20 protein-coding genes are annotated in these 22,881 nt (G+C 49.8%); 17 read left to right on the top strand and 3 right to left on the bottom strand.

The features are described from left to right. Window positions 1-353 precede the first annotated feature (353 nt). Window positions 354-824 (top strand): MarR family winged helix-turn-helix transcriptional regulator, encoded by a 471-nt coding sequence (locus tag FGI41_RS17940; RefSeq protein ID WP_139491715.1) that lies wholly within the window; start codon window positions 354-356, stop codon window positions 822-824. Between the two features lie 157 nt (window positions 825-981). Beyond that, window positions 982-1,683, top strand: a complete 702-nt coding sequence (locus FGI41_RS17935; protein WP_139491714.1) for a pirin family protein — start codon at window positions 982-984, stop codon at window positions 1,681-1,683. A gap of 122 nt (window positions 1,684-1,805) precedes the next feature. Here the strand turns inward: FGI41_RS17935 and FGI41_RS17930 are convergent, their stop codons facing one another. Beyond that, entirely contained in the window at window positions 1,806-2,117 is a 312-nt protein-coding gene (locus FGI41_RS17930; protein WP_139491752.1) for a YtpI family protein, read from the bottom strand. Between the two features lie 188 nt (window positions 2,118-2,305). Between FGI41_RS17930 and FGI41_RS17925 the strand changes: the two genes are divergently transcribed. The 8 genes from FGI41_RS17925 (at window position 2,306) to pyk (ending at window position 13,416) form a co-directional block, all read left to right on the top strand. Then, window positions 2,306-6,133: a DNA polymerase III subunit alpha gene (locus FGI41_RS17925; RefSeq protein ID WP_139491713.1), complete on the top strand. Its 3,828-nt coding sequence runs from the start codon at window positions 2,306-2,308 to the stop codon at window positions 6,131-6,133. Window positions 6,134-6,267: 134 nt separating this feature from the next. After that, window positions 6,268-7,512 (top strand): NADP-dependent malic enzyme, encoded by a 1,245-nt coding sequence (gene ystJ / locus FGI41_RS17920; protein ID WP_139491712.1) that lies wholly within the window; start codon window positions 6,268-6,270, stop codon window positions 7,510-7,512. 83 nt (window positions 7,513-7,595) lie between these two features. Then, complete coding sequence (locus FGI41_RS17915; RefSeq protein WP_139491711.1) at window positions 7,596-8,267, top strand: FadR/GntR family transcriptional regulator; 672 nt, start codon at window positions 7,596-7,598, stop codon at window positions 8,265-8,267. 77 nt (window positions 8,268-8,344) lie between these two features. Next, the gene (locus tag FGI41_RS17910) at window positions 8,345-8,527 is read left to right on the top strand and encodes a glutamate decarboxylase (RefSeq protein ID WP_139491710.1); all 183 of its coding nucleotides are present in this window, start codon (window positions 8,345-8,347) and stop codon (window positions 8,525-8,527) included. Between the two features lie 21 nt (window positions 8,528-8,548). Beyond that, entirely contained in the window at window positions 8,549-9,448 is a 900-nt protein-coding gene (gene accD / locus FGI41_RS17905) for an acetyl-CoA carboxylase, carboxyltransferase subunit beta (protein WP_139491709.1), read from the top strand. Then, a complete protein-coding gene (accA, locus tag FGI41_RS17900; RefSeq protein ID WP_139491708.1) occupies window positions 9,439-10,395 on the top strand; it encodes an acetyl-CoA carboxylase carboxyl transferase subunit alpha in 957 nt (318 codons plus the stop codon). The genes accD and accA overlap by 10 nt, the downstream gene beginning before the upstream one ends. 258 nt (window positions 10,396-10,653) lie before the next feature. After that, window positions 10,654-11,613: a 6-phosphofructokinase gene (pfkA, locus tag FGI41_RS17895; RefSeq protein WP_139491751.1), complete on the top strand. Its 960-nt coding sequence runs from the start codon at window positions 10,654-10,656 to the stop codon at window positions 11,611-11,613. Between the two features lie 48 nt (window positions 11,614-11,661). Next, on the top strand, window positions 11,662-13,416 hold the full coding sequence (pyk, locus tag FGI41_RS17890; protein WP_139491707.1) for a pyruvate kinase: 1,755 nt from the start codon (window positions 11,662-11,664) through the stop codon (window positions 13,414-13,416). Between the two features lie 268 nt (window positions 13,417-13,684). Here the strand turns inward: pyk and FGI41_RS25715 are convergent, their stop codons facing one another. Continuing rightward, a complete protein-coding gene (locus FGI41_RS25715; protein ID WP_368656744.1) occupies window positions 13,685-13,801 on the bottom strand; it encodes a putative holin-like toxin in 117 nt (38 codons plus the stop codon). A gap of 159 nt (window positions 13,802-13,960) precedes the next feature. On the opposite strand from FGI41_RS25715, the gene FGI41_RS17885 reads away from it, so the two are divergent. Next, entirely contained in the window at window positions 13,961-14,425 is a 465-nt protein-coding gene (locus FGI41_RS17885) for an acyl-CoA thioesterase (RefSeq protein WP_139491706.1), read from the top strand. A gap of 19 nt (window positions 14,426-14,444) precedes the next feature. Then, a complete protein-coding gene (locus FGI41_RS17880) occupies window positions 14,445-14,840 on the top strand; it encodes an FxsA family protein (RefSeq protein WP_139491705.1) in 396 nt (131 codons plus the stop codon). Window positions 14,841-14,849: 9 nt separating this feature from the next. On the opposite strand, the gene ytvI is transcribed toward FGI41_RS17880, so the two are convergent. Next, window positions 14,850-15,932, bottom strand: a complete 1,083-nt coding sequence (ytvI, locus tag FGI41_RS17875; RefSeq protein WP_139491750.1) for a sporulation integral membrane protein YtvI — start codon at window positions 15,930-15,932, stop codon at window positions 14,850-14,852. Window positions 15,933-16,330: 398 nt separating this feature from the next. On the opposite strand from ytvI, the gene citZ reads away from it, so the two are divergent. From citZ to FGI41_RS17850, 5 genes are all read left to right on the top strand, one after another. Next, window positions 16,331-17,443 carry a citrate synthase gene (citZ, locus tag FGI41_RS17870; RefSeq protein WP_139491704.1) on the top strand — a complete coding sequence of 371 codons (1,113 nt, stop codon included), beginning with the start codon at window positions 16,331-16,333 and terminating at the stop codon, window positions 17,441-17,443. Between the two features lie 107 nt (window positions 17,444-17,550). Next, the gene (icd, locus tag FGI41_RS17865; protein ID WP_139491703.1) at window positions 17,551-18,834 is read left to right on the top strand and encodes an NADP-dependent isocitrate dehydrogenase; all 1,284 of its coding nucleotides are present in this window, start codon (window positions 17,551-17,553) and stop codon (window positions 18,832-18,834) included. 39 nt (window positions 18,835-18,873) lie between these two features. After that, window positions 18,874-19,821 carry a malate dehydrogenase gene (gene mdh / locus FGI41_RS17860; protein ID WP_139491702.1) on the top strand — a complete coding sequence of 316 codons (948 nt, stop codon included), beginning with the start codon at window positions 18,874-18,876 and terminating at the stop codon, window positions 19,819-19,821. A gap of 113 nt (window positions 19,822-19,934) precedes the next feature. After that, window positions 19,935-22,196, top strand: a complete 2,262-nt coding sequence (locus tag FGI41_RS17855) for a hypothetical protein (protein WP_139491701.1) — start codon at window positions 19,935-19,937, stop codon at window positions 22,194-22,196. 211 nt (window positions 22,197-22,407) lie between these two features. Continuing rightward, window positions 22,408-22,878 (top strand): transketolase, encoded by a 471-nt coding sequence (locus FGI41_RS17850; RefSeq protein ID WP_139491700.1) that lies wholly within the window; start codon window positions 22,408-22,410, stop codon window positions 22,876-22,878. Window positions 22,879-22,881 lie beyond the last annotated feature (3 nt).

The following is a 22,881-nucleotide window of genomic DNA, read 5'->3' as shown; positions in this document are numbered from 1 at the left end:
GGCACCTACAGTTGTTCAAGAAGCGTTTTGATAAAAGTCACAGGTAAAGGTCACAAAAAAGATTATAGGACAAACAACCCCCAGACCGCCAGTGAAAATAACTGGAAGTGGTGGTGCAGCTCGTCCCTATTCTCTTATCGGCAAAAACAAGGGGAGACTGGAGTGGATATGGGTGGAAAAGTGGACGCGCACAAAAGGTATGTGCAATGGTTTCAATCTCGATGGTATTGACAAAAAGTAAGTGACTAATTTATAATTATCTCGAAATCAAGATATTTTGGCGGCGTGGTGGTGAAGCTTTCAGTAACGAGCAACCCAGCCAGTAAGGATGACAGAGAGAGGAGGAATGTCCGATGAACGAACACAGCACCAATAAACAACCAGACCAAGCCGAAGCGCTCTCCCTCAAGCTTTTCGTTGTCCTTTCTCACACGCACAAGACCCTGATGGAACATGCACTGCGTGACATGCGCCGATATGGTCTCAATCCGACCGAGTTCACCGTGCTTGAGCTGCTCTATCACAAAGGCCCCCATCCGATTCAGCAGATCGGCGACAAGATCCTGCTCGCCAGCGGAAGCCTGACCTATGTCATCGACAAGCTGGAGAAGAAGGAGCTGCTCATCCGCAAGCCCAGCCACAAAGACCGACGGATCACCTACGTGGAGATCTCCGAAAAAGGCAAGGAGCTGTTCGACGATATCTTCCCACAGCATGCCAAGGCAATCCATCAGGTAACAGAAGGCTTGACGGCAGAGGAGAAGCAGACCGCGGTTGATCTTTTGAAAAAGCTTGGGCTGTATGCGAAGGCTGGTCTCGGATAGGCCGAATCGGGGAGCACCCTGGCCCCCTATCCTTCGGCGGAATATGTAACAACCATTGCTCGTCGTATTTTTTTACCAAGTTATCTTGAAATCAAGATATTTAGATTAGGAAAAACTACCTTCATATAAATCAAAACTCTTAGGAGGAATAACGATTATGATTAACGTATATCCAAGTGAATCCCGTCATTATAACAACCACGGCTGGCTGCGTACCCATTTCAGCTTTTCTTTTTCCAACTACTATGATCCAGACAACATGGGCTTCGGTCCGATGCGGGTACTCAATGATGATATCGTAGCGCCTGACAATGGCTTTGGCATGCACCCGCACCGTGAGATGGAGATCGTCACCCTGATTCTCTCCGGCCAGCTCAAGCACGAAGACAGCATGGGCAATGTCTGCATCTCCGGCCCAGGCGAGATCCAACGCATGAGCGCAGGTACCGGTGTCTACCACTCTGAGGTCAACCCGTCCAGCACAGAGGAGGTAAGCCTGTTCCAGATGTGGTTTGAGCCTGCGACATACGGTATAGAGCCATCCTATGAGCCATTCCGCTACGATGTGGAAGCCATGAAGAACAATCTGCTGCCAATCGTCTCTGCGGGCGACAAGCCAAACACCGCTACGATCAATCAGGATATGACGATGTATCTGTCCGAGCTGGAGGCAGGCAAAGAGATTACCTTTACCCAAGAGGAAGACCGCCGTATTTTCTTCATGGTGATCGAGGGTGAAGTGACACTCAATGGCGATACCAAGCTGGGCCGCCGTGACTCAGCACGAATTACGGAAGTGCCTACGCTTAAGATCGAAGCGGCAGCGGATGCGAAGTTCCTGCTGATCGACCTGCCATAATATCATACAGATAGTAGATTTCATAATAAAAAGGACAAAGGCTTGCAGACAGGCGAAAAACCTGCTGAGCGCTTTGTCCTTTTTCTTTTTATCCTATCATATCGAAAACCGTCCCGATCAGACTACGCCTGCTTTTTCAACTCCATCATCCACTCACGGCGATAATTCACGTAATTCTTCCCACCAAGGTAAAAGTTAACCGCCCCGACGAACATCAACAGCGCCCCGATCACAATGCGAACCGTGGTCAAATCCTCAAACGTATACTGATTCGCCCCAAACAAAAGCATCAGGAGGCCGAGAGCCACGTTCATTTTGCCCAGGGTCATCCTGGACTCGAGCGGGTGAATCCCCCGGCGTCTTGCAGTTACACTATAATACACACTCATGGCGAGTGCCGCGATAATTCCGGTGAAATAAAAGGCAAACCACATCGTATAACCATTCCTCTCTTTCATTTCTACGTTCTCATCCTACTAAATCTTGCGGGCTGGGTCAATTCATAGCGATTATATGTTCGCCCAGGTAGGGACAATCGGGTATAATAGCGGTAGCCGATTAACGCCAGGAGTTAAACTTACTACGATTATCTTGCAAGAGCCAAATAGAGAGAGGGGGAGTAGTGTTGACTCAATCCTTCGTTCATTTACATGTACACACAGAATATAGCTTATTGGACGCTACAGCACGGATCGAGAAGCTGGCCGCACGGGCAAAAGAACTGGGCATGACGGCACTCGCGATGACTGACCACGGGAATCTGTATGGAGCGGTGCCTTTTTACAGAGCCTGCATGGAGCAGGGAATCAAGCCGATCATCGGGATGGAAGCCTACCTGATTGACGGAGACCTGCACGACCGTGTGACCCGGCAGACACCACCGCCGTTTCACTTGACTCTGTTGGTGGAGAACGAGACTGGTTACCGCAATCTGCTGAAGCTTTCGACAATCGCCCAGACGGTGGGCAACCAGATTCTCCCGCGTGTGAATAAAGAGGCGCTCGCCAAGCACAGCGAAGGTCTGATCGCACTCAGCGGCTGCCGCGAAGGCGAAGTCGGGCGTCTGCTGCTCGAGGGTCAGGCAGATGCCGCCAAGCAAGCTGCTCTATGGTATCAGCGGACTTTTGGCCGTGGCAACTTTTACCTCGAACTGCAAGACCATGGTCAAGAGATCGAGCGAAGACTGAATCAGCGTCTGCTCAAGCTTCATCAAGAAACTGACATACCTCTGGTCGCCACGAATAATATTCACTATATAGAAAAAAGTGAAGCAAAGCTGCACGATGTCTTATTGGCTATCGGTGCCGCCAAAACGGTGGAAGAGGATGACCGTCTGCGGTACGAGACAGAGGAGTACTATCTCAAGTCAGCAGACGAGATGGCCAAGCTGTTTGCTTTTGCACCGCAAGCCTTGGAAAATACGGTGTTGATCGCCGAACGTTGCCATCTGGAGCTACAATTTGACCAGCACATCCTGCCGCGCTATCCGCTGCCAGACGGTCTTGATGCAGGACAATACCTGCGGATGATCTGCCGCAAAGGCTGTATCGAGCGTTATGGAGAGATGACCGAGACGGTGCGCGAGCGGCTGAATCATGAGCTGGATATCATCATTCGGACAGGCTTTACTGATTATTTCCTGATCGTCTGGGATTTCATGAAATACGCGCATGAAGAAGGTATCCCGACCGGTCCTGGCCGTGGTTCGGCGGCAGGCAGTCTGGTTGCGTATGCACTTCGTATTACGAATGTCGACCCGCTGAAATACAACCTGCTGTTTGAGCGTTTTCTCAATCCAGAGCGGATCACGATGCCGGATATTGATATCGACTTTTCCGTCGAGCGCCGTGATGAGGTGATTCATTATGTCGCCAATAAATACGGACGTGACCGAGTCGCACAGATCATTACATTCGGGACACTTGCCCCGCGTGCCGCTGTCCGTGACGTAGGGCGTGCCTTAGGCTTGTCCAACGGCATTGTCGACCGCGTAGCCAAGCTGATCCCGCAATCTCCGTCGATGACCTTGACCAAGGCGAGGGAATACAGTCCTGACCTCGGCAAGCTAGAGGCGGAGAACAAGCAGGTGGAGCAGCTGCTCGCCATCGTGGCTGGTCTGGAAGGCTTGCCCCGTCATGCTTCTACACATGCCGCCGGTGTCGTCATCTCCCGTGACCCGTTGACCGACTATGTGCCACTGCAGCAGGGAAGCGAAGGTCTGACGCTGACCCAATACCCGATGGAGATCCTCGAACAGGTCGGGCTGCTCAAAATGGATTTTCTCGGCCTGCGCAACCTGACCATCATCCAAGAGACCCTGCGTCATCTGCGGGAGAGTGGCATCGAGCTAGATATCGACAACCTGCCGCACCCTGACGAGCGTACCTTCCGTATGCTGGGCCGTGGTGAGACGACAGGGGTATTCCAGCTGGAGTCGAGCGGGATGCGTCATGTACTGCGCGATCTCAAGCCGTCCGATCTGGATGACATCGTCGCCGTCCTTGCCCTCTACCGTCCAGGCCCGATGGAGATCATCCCGCAGTATATTCAAGCCAAGCACGGGCAGAATCAGGTACATTACCCGCACCCTGATCTCGAGCCGATCCTCAAAGAAACGCACGGCTTTATGATTTATCAGGAGCAGATCATGCAGATTTCCTCCAAGATGGCGGGCTTCAGCCTGGGCGAAGCCGATATCCTGCGCCGTGCCGTGGGCAAGAAAAAGCGTGAGCTGTTAGCCGAGCAGCGCGCCAAATTCGTTGCGGGCAGCATCACACAAGGCTATGAGGAAGCACTTGCCAACGAAGTATACGACCTGATCGTCAAATTCGCCGATTACGGCTTTAATAAAGCACACTCGGTCGCCTACGGAATCATCTCCTACCAGATGGCCTATCTCAAAGCGAACCACCCGCTGGCATTCATGGCAGCACTGCTTTCTCTGTCCATCGGCAGTCAGAACCGGATCGCCGAGTACACCGAGGAGGCCAAACGCCTTCGCCTGCAAGTCCTGCCTCCGGATGTCAACCGCAGTGAAGCCTTTTTCACCGTGGAGGAGAAAGCGATCCGATTCGGTCTCGCAGCCGTCAAGGGCGTGGGCTACGGCGCGATTGACTCCATCGTACGTGAACGCGAAAAAGAACCATTCCGTGATCTGAGCGATTTCTGCTCCCGCATCGACAGCCGTCTGGTCAACCGCCGTGTCATCGAAGCGCTGATTGCCTGCGGTGCGATGGATTCCCTGCCGGGGCACCGTGCCCAGCTGCTCGCTTATCTCGACGAAGCGATGGACAAGGGAGCAAGCCGCCGCAAAGAGCGCGAAGAAGCACAGATGAACATGTTCAACGAGCCAAACACTGCCGATCCGACCAAAGCCTCCGCCACTTATCCAGACGTACCGCCCTTCTCCCGCACCCAACAGCTCAAAGAAGAGCGCGACCTGCTCGGCGTCTTCCTCTCTGGTCACCCGCTTGACGACTACCGCCATCTGACCGAGCGTCCAGAGGTGCAACAGCTGCTCACCCTCGATGAGTGCCAGCCCAACAGCACGGTCAAAATCGTCGGAATGCTTACAGAGGTCAAGCGCATTCAGACCAAAAAAGGCGATCCAATGGCATTCCTCACCGTTGAGGATAAAGCGGCCCAAGTGGAAGTCGTCGTGTTCCCGCAGGTGTATACCAAATACCAAGAAATTATGGACAAAGAACGCATTCTGGTGATCGAAGGCCGGGTCGATGCGCAGAACGACACCATCAAGCTGCTGGCCTCCCGTGCCTGGGATGCAAGCGTCCTGCCCAAGCCAGCCAACGCACCGGAGCCGTCAGACACAGCAGAAGCGACGAATGAACTCACGAGGGAAGCCGTAACGGTACCTGAGACTGCATCGGTAGTACCAGAATCACGAGAATCTCAGACAGACATAGAGCCAAAAGTGTCACCAGAACCCCCGGCGGATGTAACACCAACAGCATCAACTGACACTTCGGTGCCTACCAACCCAACAGTGTCCAACGAACTACCAACACACGAACAAGCCTCAACCCAACAGCCGATAGACCAAAAGGATTATTTTTACAAAAACGACAGGAATAGAGATGCAGACGGCGAAAATTCTTCAAAGCAAACAGAGCAGCCGGGGCACCCAATCCCTTCGTCCGATTCAACACCACAACCCCAAGACACCACGGCTGCCTCGACCGAGACCGTGTTGTTCATCAAAATTTCACATAGTCAGGAACAAGACAACACATTAGCTGCACTCCGCCAGCTTTTTGGCGAGCACCCAGGTTCGACGCCTGTAATCCTTTACTACGAGCGGACGAAAAAAACGCTTCGCCTGCCCGACCAGATGTGTGTTGCGGCAGACGAGCCATTTCTTGAGAAAACAAAAGCAATTGTGGGACGTAACAGCGTAATTCAGAGAGAAATAGCGAAAAATAGGGAAGGATGAACGATGTCCTTCCTTTTTTTACGATTTCGGCAGGTTTACAGGTGGAAATTGTTTGTTATAATGTACATATAACTGAGTGGTCAGACCACTAAAAGCAGGTAGAAATTCCAGATGGTGAGAACGGAGTGGTAGAGGTGTCCAATCTAAGAGACGAAGCGCTTGAGCTTCACAGAAAGCATCAAGGTAAACTTGAGGCGGTAACGAAGGTTCCCGTCCGTAACGCGTACGACCTCAGTCTCGCGTACTCGCCGGGTGTGGCCGAACCTTGTAAGGAGATTTTTGACGATCCAACCAAAGTGTACGAATACACCATGAAAGGCAACTTGGTAGCAGTCGTATCTGACGGTACAGCGGTTCTTGGACTTGGCAACATCGGTCCAGAAGCAGCGATGCCTGTTATGGAAGGCAAAGCGGTACTGTTCAAGTCATTTGCAGGTGTGGACGCGTTCCCGATCTGCCTGAATACGACAGACGTTGAGAAAATCATTGAGACGGTGAAACTGCTCGAACCAACCTTCGGCGGTGTCAACCTTGAGGATATTGCATCTCCGGCTTGCTTCGAAATCGAACAACGCCTGAAAAAAGAAACCAACATCCCTGTTTTCCACGATGACCAGCACGGGACCGCGATCGTTACAGCAGCCGGCTTGATCAATGCGCTCAAAGTGGTGAACAAAAAGTTAGAAGATATCAAGGTAGTAACCAGCGGAGCTGGTGCGGCAGGCATTGCGATCATCCGTTTGCTCGCTTCCATGGGCGTGAAAAACGTCATCATGTGCGATACAAAAGGGATCGTCTATGAAGGCCGCCCGTTCGGTATGAACCCGATCAAAGAAGAGATGGCTCGCCTCACCAACCACGAGAAGTTGACTGGCTCACTGGAGGATGCTTTTGTGGGTGCTGACGTGTTTATCGGTGTTTCTGTAGCAGGTGCCGTTACACCTGAGATGGTGAAGTCCATGAACCGTGACCCAATCATTTTTGCGATGGCCAACCCGATCCCAGAGATTATGCCGGATGAGGCAAAACAGGCAGGGGCCGCTGTCGTCGGTACAGGTCGTTCTGACTTCCCGAACCAGGTGAACAACGTACTTGCTTTCCCAGGGATTTTCCGCGGTGCGCTTGATACCTATGCAACTGACATCAACGAAGAGATGAAGATTGCAGCCGTATACGCCATTGCTGATCTGATTACGGCAGAAGAGCTCTCTCCAGAAAAAGTCATCCCTGCTCCATTTGATCCACGAGTAGCCCCACGCGTTGCTGCGGCTGTAGCCAAAGCGGCGATGGACAGTGGTGTTGCGCGCAAAACGGTTAATCCAGAAGATGTAGCAGCCAAAACAGCACGACTGGCCGCTATTTCCCTGCAACAAGTCTAAGCCTACGACACAGCACGATATGATTGAGAAGACAGTCTCTTTGCTGTCTTCTCCGTCATTCTTCTTGCGGAAGGAGAGGGAGTATGCTCGACTCTTCGCAGAATCGCAAAGTTTATGAAGGGATTCTGTTACAACTCCATGAGATTATCAGAGACCAAAACCTGCGGCCGGGAGACAAAATCCCGTCTGAGCGTGAATTGTCCGACCTGCTCGGAGCTGGACGTTCATCGGTTCGGGAGGCATTACGCGCTCTGGAGCTCCTGGGGCTGATTGAGACGAGACGCGGTGAGGGGACTTTTCTCAAGCACTATCGTCACAATCGGTTGATTGACATCTTAGGAACCTACATCTTACGTGATTACAAAACGAAGAAGGACCTCGTTGAGATGCGGAAGATGCTGGAGTTAGACGCCGTTCGGCTGGCTTGCAAAAGAGCCACGCAAAAGCATTTTGACGAGATGGAATTCATATTGGAAAACGCCTGGGAGCGTCTGGAAAGAGGCGAAATCCCAATCGAAGAAGATTATCTGTTCCATCGTGTCATCTGCCGTTCGAGCCGAAACTCCGTATTGCACCGAATCTGGGCGCCAGTCATCGAGTACAGTGGCAACATACGAACAGGCTCCTTGTCGAGGGAAGGCCGAGCAGGAGTAGCTCTAGAAGAGCATCGCGAGATCATGGAGGCGATCCGGGCCGGCGACGAAGAAAAAGCAGTGGAGTGTATGAAAAACCATCTTGACAATAGCATGTTGTAGGATTTGCGACGGCATTGAACGCTGTGATATGATGATGCAGATCATATGATAATCGTAGTTATAAGGAGGAGACCATCATGTGGACTGTCATCTACATAGCTCCTAGCGCCAAAATTGCCGAGCGAATTCAGCACCGCTTAACAGATGAAGGATTCTTGTGCAAGGTCCGTGAGGCGAAGGTGTCTAAGCAGTACGAAATCTTAGTGCCAGAAAGTGAGCTTCACGAAGTCCAAGAGGTACTCAGCACAATCCTTCACTGAACCAAACTGTGAGGTGTTCCTGTGCTTAAAGATCTTTTCGGTAAGAAACGTAAGTTTGCAACTGTCCCTAGTGAATCACTTAGCCAACCGGCAAAAGCACCGATTGTGGAAAAAGAAGTGCCAGAAGGCCTCATGAATAAATGCTCCCATTGCGGCACGATCCATTACCACAAGGATTTGGAGAAAAATCTCCGCGTCTGTAAGGGTTGTAACCATCACTTTACGATGTCATCCATTGAACGTGTACAATCTTTGCTCGACAATGGTGCTTTTATAGAAGAATTCGATACGAATCTGATCTCAGACAACCCGCTCGGCTTCCCAGGCTACCTGGATAAAGTCGAAAAGGACCGCAAAGCGACCAACATCAACGAAGCCGTCATCACCGGTTATGGTACGATGAACGATATCGGAGTGGTGCTTGGCGTGATGGATGCGCGTTTCCGTATGGGGAGTATGGGTTCGGTTGTTGGTGAAAAAATCACGCGTGCAATTGAGCAGGCGATCGAACGCAAAGTGCCGTTCATCCTGTTCTCCGCTTCCGGTGGTGCGCGTATGCAGGAAGGCGTACTCAGCTTGATGCAGATGGCGAAAACGAGTGCAGCACTGGCTCAGCTTGGCCGTGAGCGTCTGTTGTTTATCTCAGTCCTGACCAACCCGACTACAGGTGGGGTATCAGCAAGCTTTGCCTCCCTGGGTGACTACAACATCGCAGAACCGGGTGCTTTGATCGGTTTTGCCGGCCGCCGCATCATCGAACAAACCATCCGACAAGAGCTGCCGAAGGATTTCCAAACCGCAGAGTTTTTGCTCAAACATGGTCAACTCGATATGGTTGTGCACCGCAAAGATATGCGTGACACTCTCTACAAGTTGGTGGAGATGCACACGGTTCAGGAGGGTGTTAAGGTATGGCGGTAGAGCTTTCTTTCGAAAAACCGTTGGTGGAATTACAAGACAAAATTAAAGAGTTGCGCAAGTTCACCGAAGAAAAAGGTATTGATTTCTCCGATGAAGTAAGCCGCTTAGAAGACAAAGCGAAAAATCTCGCAGTGCAGATCTATGGCAACCTGACGCCATGGCAACGCGTGCAGATCGCCCGTCATCCTGAGCGTCCGACCACGCTGGATTTTATCAAGCACATCTTCACGGACTTCATCGAATCCCATGGTGACCGTTTCTACGGAGATGACCAGGCAATTGTGGCTGGGATCGCCAAGCTCAACGGACGTCCTGTCACCGTTATTGGGCACCAAAAAGGAAAAGACACAAAAGAAAACATCAGACGCAACTTTGGGAGTGCTCATCCGGAAGGCTACCGCAAAGCGCTTCGCTTGATGGAGCAGGCTGATAAATTCGGTCGTCCGATCATCACCTTTATCAATACAGCGGGGGCTTATCCGGGTAAAGCGGCAGAGGAACGCGGCCAAAGTGAAGCCATCGCCCGCAACCTGCGTGAAATGGCAGGCTTCGGTGTACCGATTATCTGTGTGGTCATCGGTGAAGGCGGTAGCGGCGGTGCACTAGCCATCGGCGTAGGTAACCGTGTCTATATGCTTGAAAACTCCACGTACTCGGTTATTTCCCCTGAGGGGGCAGCCGCTCTGTTGTGGAAAGATGCAGGTCTGGCGATCCGTGCAGCCGAGTCAATGAAGATCACCGCACCTGATTTGTACGAAATGGGAATTATTGATGGAATTATTCATGAACCATTTGGCGGTGCCCATAGAGACGTGGCAGAGATGGCTTCTTCCGTAAAACAGTTCCTTCTCGATGGACTGATACAGTTAGATGAAATGTCCCGGGAAGAATTAATACAGGATCGATATGATAAGTTCAAGCAGATCGGTAAATATGCTTCCCTCTAAGCGGGGAAGTATATTTTTTTGTGCTTTTTTCGTCACTGGATATCTGGTAGAATCAAGGCAGACAACGATTTGGGGAAGCTGTAGGGGCTAATCCACAATTAGTATGTCACATTACTGATGATATGTATAACAGATTGGTTGAATAGACTATAACAGGCTGTCCTTAACCGCTGTTTTGGTACATACTTTTTCCTCAACCAATAGAAAAAGAGGCACTGAGCCATGCTAATGGAAGGAGAAGATGAAGAGGTGACGACAATGAAAAGAATTGCAGTTTTGACCAGTGGTGGCGATGCTCCTGGCATGAATGCAGCAGTACGTGCGGCCGTTCGTCGTGCCGTTTACTCTGGTTTGGAGATTTTTGGCGTTTATCATGGATATACCGGACTGATTAACGGGGATATCAAAGAAATGACGCTGGGTTCTGTAGGTGACATCATCCACCGTGGAGGAACCGTTCTGTATACGGCCCGAAGCGAGGAGTTCCGCACAGAGGAGGGCCAGCAAAAAGCGATTGCTCAATTGCAAAAGTATGGCATCGACGGTCTGATCGTCGTCGGTGGCGACGGTTCCTTCCGCGGAGCACAGAAATTGTCCGAAAAAGGCTTCAAAACAATCGGTGTTCCAGGCACCATTGATAACGATATTCCGTGCACAGATTACACCATCGGGTTTGACACTGCGCTCAACACCATCGTCGAATCCATTGACAAAATCCGTGACACAGCCACTTCACATGAGCGTACATACATCATCGAGGTAATGGGACGCGATGCGGGGGATCTCGCTCTGTATGCGGGTCTTGCAGCAGGTGCTGAGTCGATCATCATCCCTGAGGCTGACCAAGAGATGGATGACATCGTCGACCGTCTGCATGCAGGTCAACGCCGCGGCAAGAAGCACTCCATTATCATCGTGGCCGAAGGTGTGGGCAGCGCATCTAAGTATGCGGAGGTCATCAAAGAACGCACAGGCTGGGAGACACGGGTAACCGTACTTGGTCATGTGCAGCGCGGAGGTTCTCCAACCGCATTTGACCGGATGCTGGCAAGCCGGATGGGAGCCGCAGCGGTAGATCTTTTGATCGAAGGCAAAACAGACCGGATGGTAGGCATTCAGAACAATAAAATCGTGGACGTTGATTTTGACGAAGCGCTTGCTCAGAAACACCAGCTTGACCTTTCTGTGTATCAACTGGCACGCACACTGTCTATCTAACAGGCAGATCCAGATCTAGTCGCAGTTATTTTGAGGGAGGAATCCACTTTGTTACGTAAGGCGAAAATTGTATGTACGATTGGTCCAGCAAGTGAATCTGTTGAGACCCTGAAAAAATTGATTCAGGCAGGGATGAATGTAGCCCGGCTTAACTTCTCCCATGGTTCCCACGAAGAACATGCAGCGCGCATCGTCAACATCCGTCAAGCTAGCCGCGATACGGGTGTACAGGTAGCGATCCTGCTTGATACCAAAGGCCCTGAGATCCGCACCGGCGTTTTGGCCCAAGAGCCGATTGAGCTGGTGGAAGGCAACACGATCGTACTTACTACTCAAGAAATGCTCGGAACCGAAGAGCGTATCTCCATCACCTATGACCAACTGCCGCAAGATGTGGAAGTGGGCAGTGTGATCCTGATCGACGACGGTCTGATCGGCCTCTCCGTCGAACAAATCGAAGGCACCGATATCATCTGCCGCATCAAAAACGGCGGAACGCTCAAAAGCAAAAAAGGTGTCAACGTCCCAGGCGTGAAGATCAATCTCCCAGGGATCACAGAAAAAGACGCCAAGGACATCGAATTCGGGATTGAGCAAGGGGTTGATTTTATCGCGGCTTCCTTCGTGCGGAAAGCAGCGGACATCCTCGAAATCCGTGAAATCCTGGAGCGTAACAACACTGTTATCGACATCATCGCCAAGATCGAAAACCAAGAAGGCGTAGACAATGTAGATGAAATCCTCAACGTGGCAGACGGTCTGATGGTAGCCCGTGGCGACCTCGGCGTAGAGATCCCGGTTGAAGAAGTGCCACTCGTACAAAAATCACTGATCAAAAAATGTAACGACCTCGGCAAACCGGTCATCACTGCAACCCAAATGCTTGACTCCATGCAGCGTAACCCACGTCCGACCCGTGCGGAAGCAAGTGACGTAGCCAACGCGATCATCGACGGGACAGATGCGATCATGCTCTCCGGTGAGACGGCTGCCGGTAAATATCCGCTCGAGTCTGTTGAGACGATGAACCGAATCGCCCTGCGTACGGAAAGAGACCTGAACTATCGTGAGATCCTGGTGAACCATGCACTTCGCAAACAAGTGACCATCACCGATGCCATCTCCCAATCCGTCGCCAACTGTGCGCTTGATCTGGATGCGGCAGCGATCATCACTGCAACCGAGAGCGGACATACCGCCCGACTTGTATCCAAATACCGTCCAAAAGCACCGATTGTCGCAGTCACCCCGCACGCAAGCGTAGTGCGCCGTCTTTCCCTCGTGAATGGTGTATACCCAATCCTTGGGGAAATGGCGAATACAACGGACGAAATGTTGGAAATCTCTGTGCGTGATGCGGTTCATTCCGGTCTGGTCCGTCACGGTGACCTCGTCATCATCACAGCAGGTGTGCCGGTTCGTGAGACAGGTACAACCAACCTGATGAAAATCCACGTCATCGGTGATGTCATCGCCAAAGGTCAAGGAATTGGCCGCAAAGTAGCAACCGGTAAAGTAGTCGTGGCCCGCGACGGCAAGGAAGCCCGCGAAAAAATGGAAGACGGTGCGATCCTCATCACGGTAGGCACCGACTCCGACATGATCGAAGCCTTCCAACGCGCGAGTGCGGTCATCACCGAAGAAGGCGGTCTGACTTCTCACGCCGCAATCGTTGGTCTTAATCTCAATATTCCAGTTATCGTAGGGGTACATCGTGCAACGGATATCCTCAAGGACGGTATGATCGTTACGGTAGATACCGAGCGCGGTAACATTTATACAGGACTTGCAAAGGTTCTGTAAGGGTAGGAAATCAAAAATAACAACAGAAGAGGGGTCTATCTGCTGTAGTGGGATAGGCCTTTTTCTGCATAGGCGAATCTTGGCAAGATTTGGTGTGAAGTGAACCGATTCGTGCTATAATGGTAACTAGAACATATAATAAAAAGACCGCAGATGCTGGAACATCTACGGCCTTTATACGATAGCTCTTTTCCTCAAGGAAAATCGGCTCAGCTGTCAAAAAAACAGGGTGTAGGTCACCACAAAGAGATTGCGGCTCAAGGGTGACCTACTTATCTTTACGATTAGACAGTAACTGGACTACTACAGTCATGACGCCGATGATTATTGTTGCTACCATCGTGCCAAATCCTATCGCTAAGGATATGGATTCAAATACCGTCATAGGCTACACCCCCTTTCATCAGGGAGTGAACCGATCACCCTTGAGGAGCCGATGCTATTGTACAAGGAAGATCATACCATACCTTTTTCGTTGTCGTCCTAATTTTTAGGACTTTTTTATTTTCGTTGCCAGTTTGTGGTTAGAAGAGGAGGAAGCTACATGGAAGAGCAGCATTACCGCGTGTTTCGGCTCCGTGTCCGCTACAGTGAGACTGATCAGATGGGAGTGGTCTATCATACGAACTACCTGAATTGGTTTGAGTGGGGGCGTACCGAGTTTATCCGGGAGGCAGGTTTATCCTACAAGCAGTTGGAGGACGCGGGGATTCTTTTGCCGGTGACAGATGCACAGATCTCGTTCAAAGCTCCGGCGCGTTATGACGAGTTGATTGAGGTGCGGACATGGGTGGAGGATTTGACAGAGCTTCGTCTGACATTCGGCTATGAGATCTGCCGCGTGGAGGATGGGGAGCTGCTGGTGACGGGTCAGACCAGGCTTGTGGCGGTGAATGCCGAATGGAAACCGGCCCGCATGTCCAAACTATCACCCGATATCTACGGCTGGCTAAAGCAGGAGTATCTCAAGACCAAAGCCTATAAAGAGTCTCTGACAGATGCAAAATAAGGACAGGATGTGATGGGTGATGTTTCGAATCCTGATGATGATTTTTATCATTGTTCCGATTATTGAGATGTGGGGCCTGATTTCGATGGGCAAATGGATTGGGGTGCCGAGCACGATTCTTTTTGTGGTGCTGACAGGTGTGATTGGGGCTTGGCTTGCGAAGCAGCAGGGCATACAAATACTCCGCCTCGTGCAGTTTCAACTCTCCAAGGCGCAAATGCCGACGGATGCGCTGTTGGATGGAGTATTCGTACTGACGGGCGGAGTTCTTTTGCTGACGCCGGGATTTTTTTCGGACCTGTTTGGGTTTATCTTTTTGATTCCGTTTACCAGAGCGATTCTGCGGGAGCTGGCGAAGCGATGGCTGCAGCAGCAGATCCGCTCTGGACGGATTATTACGATGTTTCGCAGGTAGCCGGTCGGACTATGCTTTGGTCTCATTCGTTCCTTTTATGTAGAGCCAGATGTCATAGAATACGTTGGCTTTGACCAGCGCATTGATGATGACCAGGCTGACCGGGCCGATGATCAGACCAAGGAAGCCGAACAGGTTCAGACCGATGAAGAGGGCGACCAGTGTCATGAGCGGGTCGAGCCCGACGTTCTCTGCTACGATCTTAGGCTCGATGATCTGACGGAAGATGACGACGACGCCGTACAGCACCGCAAGACCGATCGTCAGCCCATACTGCCCTTTGAAAAAGGCATAGACAATCCAAGGCACAAACACAGTCCCTGTGCCCAGATACGGCAGCAGGTCTACAAATCCGGTTAACAGACCGATCGTGATGGCATAATCGACATCGAGGATCAACAGACCGATGATGACGATGGCTGCGGTGATAGAGATCAGGGTCACCTGGGCTCGTACGAAGCCGACCAGCGCATTGCGCAGATCAATCAGAATCTGATCCATACGGCGGTTGATCCCGTACGGCAGCATACGGCGGAAGCGTGTCTCCCAGAGATAGAAGTCTTTGCTGATGAAAAAGGCACCCAATAAAGAGATGACCAGCACCGTTGCCAGATTCGGCAGGGAGACGAGGAAGCTTTTGACCCCGCCCAAGATGCTTAGAACAAGCTCCTGACCCGCTTTGGAGATGGATTTGAGTCCATTTTCCACGTTGGTGTTGATCGTGTCTTGGTATTGCTCATCCAGTTGGGTGTAGAAGAATTCGAAGCGACTGTACAGCCCTGTGATAAAATCCTGTGTGATTAACCGATGCAGGGATGTGGTCAGATCATTCACCAGATGCGGCATCATCGAGATCAATTGGCTGATCTCTACGATTACTGATGTAACAACGAGGGTCAACAGGCCAAACATGACCGTAAGCACCAGCAACAGCATGACCGTAACCCACAGCCAGCGGGGTGTACGCGTCTTCTCTGTCAGATAGGTAACAGGGCGGTTCATCATCAACGCGATGACTAACGAGATCAGAAATGGGTAAATTAGTGGTGTTACGAACAAAATTCCGTAAAACAGACCACTTACCAGCACCATCACCCAGAGAAAACGGATGATCTGAAACAAACGGATTTTCCAAGTGTCAATCGTCAGATTTAATTCCCCCTTTCTTGGAGCATCCCTTTCGAATATATGGTATTATTATGCAGGAAGTGTACCGCTTCAGGCAAGATTGGCAGCCTTTTGTAAAGAAACTGGTACTGTTTATACTTTTTTCATTCACAAAAGCGTAATAATCTTTTATAATGTTGTCGAATTGTGGTTTTATTCTTCCCGCTTATTGCCAATACCCTCTTTCCTTAGGATGAACAAAGAGGCGCTGCTCTTATGCCTTCCAGATTGGTTGATACGCGGATTTGGCAGTAAGAAGGTAGAGGCCCTTCAACAACACCATTCAATTGCCTAAACCTGAATAAAAAGGAGAGAGTCCCCTAATGACAGCTACTCGTGGATTAGAAGGAGTCGTTGCTGCCCAGTCATCCATTTGCTCTATCGTAGATGGTGTACTTTGTTATGGCGGCATTAATATTGATGAATTAGCTGAAAACGCTACCTTTGAAGAAGTTGTCTATCTGCTTTGGCATGGAGCGCTACCGAAGCGCGATCAGCTGGAAGCTTTGACAAAAGAACTGGGTGCCAATGCTGCTGTCGCACCAGAAGTCATTGACAGCATCCGTTCTTATCCTGCAGGCGTTCACCCGATGGCCGCTCTTCGCACAGCTGTATCTTCGTTAGCGCTCTACGACGCAGAGGCACAAGATATGTCCAAGGAAGCAAACTACCGCAAATCCATCCGTCTGTTGGCACAAACCCCAACACTCGTGGCCTCATTTGCGCGTATCCGCAAAGGTCTGGAGCCTGTACAGCCAAACCCTGAGTTTACCGTCGCTCAAAACTTCCTTTACATGCTGAGCGGTGAAGTTCCTACCGAAACAGCTGTAAAGGCTTTCGATACTGCTCTGATCCTGCATGCTGACCACGAGTTCAACGCTTCTACCTTCGCGGCTCGTGTATCTGTAGCAACCCTGACCGATATTTATTCCGGCGTGGTTTCTGCAATCGGCACGCTCAAAGGCCCTCTCCACGGCGGTGCTAACGAAGCAGTTGCCAACATGCTTGGCGAAATCGGCGGTACTGCGAACGTAGAATCCTACGTCCGTGAGAAGCTTGATAACAAAGAAAAAATCATGGGCTTCGGTCACCGCGTATACAAAGACGGTGACCCACGTGCAAAATGGCTCCGTGCGATGTCCAAAGAGCTCACCGCTCAAATCGGCAGACCTGAGCTGTACGAAATGTCCGTGAAAACAGAAGAGATGGTAACAGGCGAAAAAGGTCTGAAACCTAACGTAGACTTCTACTCCGCATCTGTTTATGTGGCACTCGGCCTCGAAACAGACCTCTTCACTCCAATCTTCGCGATCAGCCGTATGTCTGGTTGGACTGCTCACATCATGGAGCAATACGAAAACAACCGCCTGATCCGTCCACGTGCGGATTACACCGGTCCTGTCAACCAACACTACGTACCAATCGATCAGCGCTAATCACCCGTCACACTGAACTGCCGATGTCTTAGCTGCGGCAGTTCTATCCCATGCTTGCACTACATATTCACATATATACAACACCAACTATTCATGGAGGGATTCCCGTGTTTAAAAATCTTACCGCACCAACTAACGGCGAAAAAATCACTGTCGACAACGGCAAAATGATCGTACCTAACAACCCAATCATTCCATTCATCGAGGGTGACGGTACTGGTCCAGACATCTGGAACGCTTCCGTACGTGTACTCGATGCAGCAGTAGAAAAAGCATACAACGGCGAGAAAAAAATCGCTTGGTTCGAAGTATATGCAGGTGAAAAAGCGTTCAACAAATTCGGTGAGTGGCTCCCACAAGACACCCTCACAGCAATCAACGAATACCTTACTGCGATCAAAGGTCCTCTGACCACTCCAGTAGGTGGCGGGATCCGCTCCATCAACGTTGCTCTGCGTCAAGAGCTTGACCTCTACGCTTGCGTACGTCCAGTTCAATACTTCGAAGGCGTACCATCCCCTGTAAAACACCCAGAGCTGACTGACATGGTGATCTTCCGTGAAAACACTGAAGACATCTATGCTGGTGTTGAGTGGGCAGAAGGCTCCGAAGAAGTGAAAAAAGTAATCGCGTTCCTGCAAAACGAAATGAAAGTAACCAAAATCCGCTTCCCAGAAACTTCCGGTATCGGTATCAAGCCTGTATCCAAAGAAGGTACTGAGCGTCTCGTTCGTGCAGCGATCAACTACGCGATCGAAAACAACCGCAAATCCGTTACCCTCGTACACAAAGGTAACATCATGAAGTTCACGGAAGGTGCGTTCAAAAACTACGGTTACGCACTGGCTGAAGCAGAATTCGGCGACAAAGTATTCACTTGGGCTCAATACGACCGCATCAAAGCTGAAGGCGGCGACGCTGACAAAGCACAAAAAGAAGCAGAAGCAGCTGGCAAAATCATCGTAAAAGACGTGATTGCTGACGCGTTCCTGCAACAAATCCTCACTCGTCCAGCTGAGTACGATGTAGTAGCTACCCTCAACCTCAACGGTGACTACATCTCCGACGCTCTCGCTGCACAAGTAGGCGGTATCGGTATCGCTCCAGGTGCGAACATCAACTACGTAACTGGTCACGCTGTATTCGAAGCTACCCACGGTACTGCTCCGAAATACGCTGGTCTCGATAAAGTAAACCCATCTTCCGTAATCCTCTCCGGCGAAATGATGCTCCGTCACCTCGGCTGGAACGAAGCAGCTGACCTGATCATCAACTCCATGGAAAAAACCATCTCCGAGAAAACCGTAACATACGATTTCGCTCGTCTGATGGAAGGTGCAACTGAACTCAAAGCTTCTGAGTTTGCTAACGAACTGATCAAAAACATGTAATTTACCTTGCCCCCAAGGGGGAAAACGGAGGAGTAGAACATGACATTCCAACGTAAAAAGATTGCTGTTATCGGTTCCGGTTTCACTGGTGCAACTACTGCGTTCATCCTGGCTCAAAAAGAACTGGGTGACATCGTACTCGTTGACATCCCGCAACTCGAAAACCCTACAAAGGGTAAAGCACTTGATATGGAAGAGTCCTCTCCTGTACTTGGCTTCGATGCCCGTATCAAAGGCACTGCTGACTATGCAGACATCAAAGATGCAGACATGGTCATCATCACCGCGGGTATCGCCCGTAAGCCTGGTATGTCCCGTGATGATCTGGTTGCTACCAACGCTGGTATCATGGCGTCTGTAGCCAACCAAGTCAAAGAATATGCACCTAACTCTACTGTCCTCGTACTCTCCAACCCGGTAGATGCGATGACCTACACCTTCTTCACGGTGTCCGGCTTCCCGAAAGAGCGCGTAATCGGTCAATCCGGTGTGCTTGACACGGCACGTTTCCGTACTTTTGTAGCACAAGAACTGAACGTATCGGTAGAAGATGTAACTGGATTCGTCCTCGGTGGCCACGGTGACGACATGGTGCCACTCGTACGCTACTCCTACGCTGGTGGTATCCCACTCGAAACCCTGATCCCAAAAGACCGTCTTGATGCGATCGTAGAGCGTACCCGCAAAGGCGGAGGCGAAATCGTACAACTGCTCGGCAACGGTTCCGCTTACTATGCTCCAGCAGCCTCTCTCGTACAGATGGCTGAAGCGATCCTCAAAGACAAAAAACGTATCCTCCCATCCATCGCGCTTCTCCAAGGCGAGTATGGCTACAACGATCTCTATCTCGGTGTACCGACTCTCCTCGGCGCTGGCGGTATTGAGAAGGTATACGAGCTTGAACTCACTGCAGAAGAGAAAGCGGCACTTGATAAGTCTGCTGAATCCGTACGCAATGTGATGAAAGCTGTTCCTAGCTTCTCTTAATAGGATCAAGCATCCAACAAAAAAAGCATCCCATTCTGGGGTGCTTTTTTGTTTTTCTTTACTTTGACCATGCATATATAGAACTAGGAAGATGATCGTAAGGGGTGAGGCAGATGCGGGAGTATAAGGCCAAAACAGATAATACAGAGCAAACAGCTAAGGATAAAACAGAACCAAGCAAAGTGACACAACCTGTATCCACAGCGCAATCGACTATTTTACAAATGCAAAAAACCATCGGCAACCGAGCCGTGCAACAGCTTCTGTTCCATCAGAGCCAAGCCGTACCCGTGATCCAGAGGATGATGAACGGTAACGAAGAGAAAAAAGAGGTAGAGGAAGAAAAAGAAGATAAGAAGTCTCAATCCTCGTCAAGCAATAGTCAACCCCAGTTAACGAACCCGCAGACCGATTCAACCCAGCCTCAACCTCAGTTAACTGAGCCGCAACCCAACCATGTTTCTACCAGTACGGATGCAATTCCTGAACTGGAAGCCGCCATGTGGGTATTGAGTGATGAAGAAGAGCTGATCTTCATGGATAAAGCCAACGGAATTATCTGGAATGCTCCAACCAATCAAGTATCATGGGAGAGTGGAGAAGAGATAACCAACCTGGAGTTTAAAAAAATTATCTGGAAAAGTAAAGACGACAGCAAAGTAGTAACCAAAAAGCTAAAAGAGAAAATTAATAAAAAGAAAAAGGCATTATCCCCAGCTAAACAAAACATTTGGACAAAATTAGAGGACATCTCATTAGATGCTGAATATCCCTTCTACTTTAAGAATGAGGATGGAATCCTATACAGACCGTTGGAAGATGCTTTTTACAACGGGAGTACGAAATTAGAAGAAAAAGAAAAACGGAAATTTCAAAGCGAATTGGATAAATCAAAAGCACTGGAAGGTGAAATGAATCTCATAACGAAAAGACGCTTGGAATTAAAGCCAGCATCTTCTGAAGTTAATGCAATCACATACGAAAACATTCCGGTTGAACTTCGACAAAAGATATTGGAATCGAATCACGATGTCATGGACAAATTGGAACAGAAGCTGAAACAGAAAGCAGATGAACGCAAAAGAAATCCATATAAACGTGTTTTTATTCCCGATCACGAAGAAGATATCACTTCGTTCCATAACATGCTCGATCGAATCCGTGAGTTAATGCAGACGGATCAGGATGAGCAGACGATATCAGCCTTAAAAGGAATCTCGATGAAAGCAAGCATCTTACGAGGATTGATCTCCAGAGAACGCGAGCACCAGACCGAAGCAGAAAAACCAAAACGTCTGGAAGAAAAAATCAGCGTGTTGAGCAGCAGCAGGGAAACCTTGGAGCCAGACAAAAAACTTGAATTGGAAAAAGATGAAAAGGAGCTGGAGAGTCTCAAAAAGTCAGAAGTGGAGCGACAGAAAAAAGAAGAATGGTGGGACAAGGATCATTCAAATGAAGCAACTGCATTCGTGCAAAGATTTGACTGCTTACAAGAAATATCGGCATGTGATGGAAGAACGCCGTTCGAAATAGCACTCTATTTCATCAAGGTATGTGAAAAAGTCGAATTGGCTGAGAGGTACCTCGAACGTTTGCAGCGTACGAAGAAGGCATGGCCGCATATCAAGGGTCTCGACGATCATCTGAAAAAAATGTGCTCTAGTATGTCCATTACAGGCTTCAAGGGTGCCGTGCCTGAAGTAGAAGTAGCGGCTAGTGCCATATATCACGAGGAAGTCGAAGACGTGACGATTGGTGGCGAAATCTTCGTCCCTGGTAAGAAGCATTCGGTAAGCTTGAATTCCGAGCAGATGCAGTCATTTTCAAGTCAAAAGCGGAAAGAAAAGGCGAAGAACGTATTGAGTCTGGGAGCAAGCAGCAACGAACAGGAAGAGTCCGCGTCAGAAGAATACGGACTTACCCAGGAAATAGATGTGATGTATATCGATAAAGCCAATGTCCGTCAGATTCGTGAGGTGAAAGCAGATATTGCAGCTTTTACGAGTAAGTATATGCATACCGAAAAACAAAAACAGGGAGATCAATCGGAAGAAGCATATCCGAATCAGCTGATTCGATTGAATAAAATCAGTGAGGATGAGATGACGAAAAACAACGTCGTCATTGTCTGTCATTCCACCACGGGTTGGATGGAAATGTTCTATACTGGGGCCATCGATAACGTGCTTCATTTTCCTAACCTCTCCGTCCGATTGGGGGAGACACTGTATACGCATCAGGAATTACTTGAACTCAAAAAGAAAGTTGATTCTTTTATCCAACGTTATGGTGGTAAGGATGAATGGAAGAAGGTTGAGTTTTCAATGGATTGGAAAACCCCTGAGGATTTCGAGGAATGGGCGAAAACGCAATAAAAGAAATAAGGCTGCAAGCGGACAGAAAGGATGAAAGACGGTTCCCAGCCCGTCTTTTTTTTATATTTTTGTGCTCCAAACTTTACAAGAAAATTACTTGCGACTCCCCCCTACTTCTGGCAGACTGATTGAGTAGGCTATATTTTTACAAAAGAATGCTTACAATATTTACAATACCATCCAAGTTGGAAAGGGGATCAACGCTACTCTCATGCGAAAAAACCTACCATTCCTCATGATTTGTGCCATGATGCTAATCACCGGCTGCAGTGTACAAGCCAGCCCGGAGGAAGTGTCGCAGGCCCGCTCGTCTTTTGTCCAGCTGGTCAAGGATTTGAATGGGGAAGCACAGAGTGGGAGAGGAATGCTTGGGCAGGTACGGGAACTGGAGGCGACGGGAAAGGTGAAGACGCTTAAGCTATTGACGATCATCAGTGATGGTCAAGAGATGAACAAGCGGATCTCACACGATGTCATCCTGGCCAATATCCCGGCTGAGCTTGAGCCATACAGAGAGAGAGTAATCCAATCGCTCCAACAAAGAGACAAAGCCTATCAGCTTCTTTTTGACTCCTATGACCAACGGGAGCCGAAGTTGGCTGCCGAAGGGGACAGGCAGTTAGAAGAGGTGTTAGCTCAATTGCAGCATATCCAACAAGATTTAGTTCTATTTGGGAAATAGGGG

This window comes from Brevibacillus dissolubilis (assembly GCF_006170445.1).
GTDB classification, from domain to species: Bacteria; Bacillota; Bacilli; order Brevibacillales; family Brevibacillaceae; genus Brevibacillus_B; species Brevibacillus_B dissolubilis.
The sequence above is the reverse complement of the archived record's forward strand: the minus strand, read 5'-3'. Positions and strand labels throughout refer to the sequence as shown.

Bases quoted from the DNA above. Each gene is read 5' to 3' on its own strand.
- FGI41_RS17915 (WP_139491711.1), top strand. From the start codon at position 7,596: ATGCTCGACTCTTCGCAGAATCGCAAAGTTTATGAAGGGATTCTGTTA.
- FGI41_RS17930 (WP_139491752.1), bottom strand. From the start codon at position 2,117: ATGTGGTTTGCCTTTTATTTCACCGGAATTATCGCGGCACTCGCCATG.
- FGI41_RS17880 (WP_139491705.1), top strand. From the start codon at position 14,445: ATGTTTCGAATCCTGATGATGATTTTTATCATTGTTCCGATTATTGAG.
- ytvI (WP_139491750.1), bottom strand. From the start codon at position 15,932: ATGGTGCTGGTAAGTGGTCTGTTTTACGGAATTTTGTTCGTAACACCA.
- FGI41_RS25715 (WP_368656744.1), bottom strand. From the start codon at position 13,801: ATGACGGTATTTGAATCCATATCCTTAGCGATAGGATTTGGCACGATG.
- FGI41_RS17940 (WP_139491715.1), top strand. From the start codon at position 354: ATGAACGAACACAGCACCAATAAACAACCAGACCAAGCCGAAGCGCTC.
- FGI41_RS17855 (WP_139491701.1), top strand. From the start codon at position 19,935: ATGCGGGAGTATAAGGCCAAAACAGATAATACAGAGCAAACAGCTAAG.
- accA (WP_139491708.1), top strand. From the start codon at position 9,439: ATGGCGGTAGAGCTTTCTTTCGAAAAACCGTTGGTGGAATTACAAGAC.
- FGI41_RS17910 (WP_139491710.1), top strand. From the start codon at position 8,345: ATGTGGACTGTCATCTACATAGCTCCTAGCGCCAAAATTGCCGAGCGA.
- pfkA (WP_139491751.1), top strand. From the start codon at position 10,654: ATGAAAAGAATTGCAGTTTTGACCAGTGGTGGCGATGCTCCTGGCATG.
- mdh (WP_139491702.1), top strand. From the start codon at position 18,874: ATGACATTCCAACGTAAAAAGATTGCTGTTATCGGTTCCGGTTTCACT.
- FGI41_RS17885 (WP_139491706.1), top strand. From the start codon at position 13,961: ATGGAAGAGCAGCATTACCGCGTGTTTCGGCTCCGTGTCCGCTACAGT.
- FGI41_RS17850 (WP_139491700.1), top strand. From the start codon at position 22,408: ATGCGAAAAAACCTACCATTCCTCATGATTTGTGCCATGATGCTAATC.
- citZ (WP_139491704.1), top strand. From the start codon at position 16,331: ATGACAGCTACTCGTGGATTAGAAGGAGTCGTTGCTGCCCAGTCATCC.
- FGI41_RS17935 (WP_139491714.1), top strand. From the start codon at position 982: ATGATTAACGTATATCCAAGTGAATCCCGTCATTATAACAACCACGGC.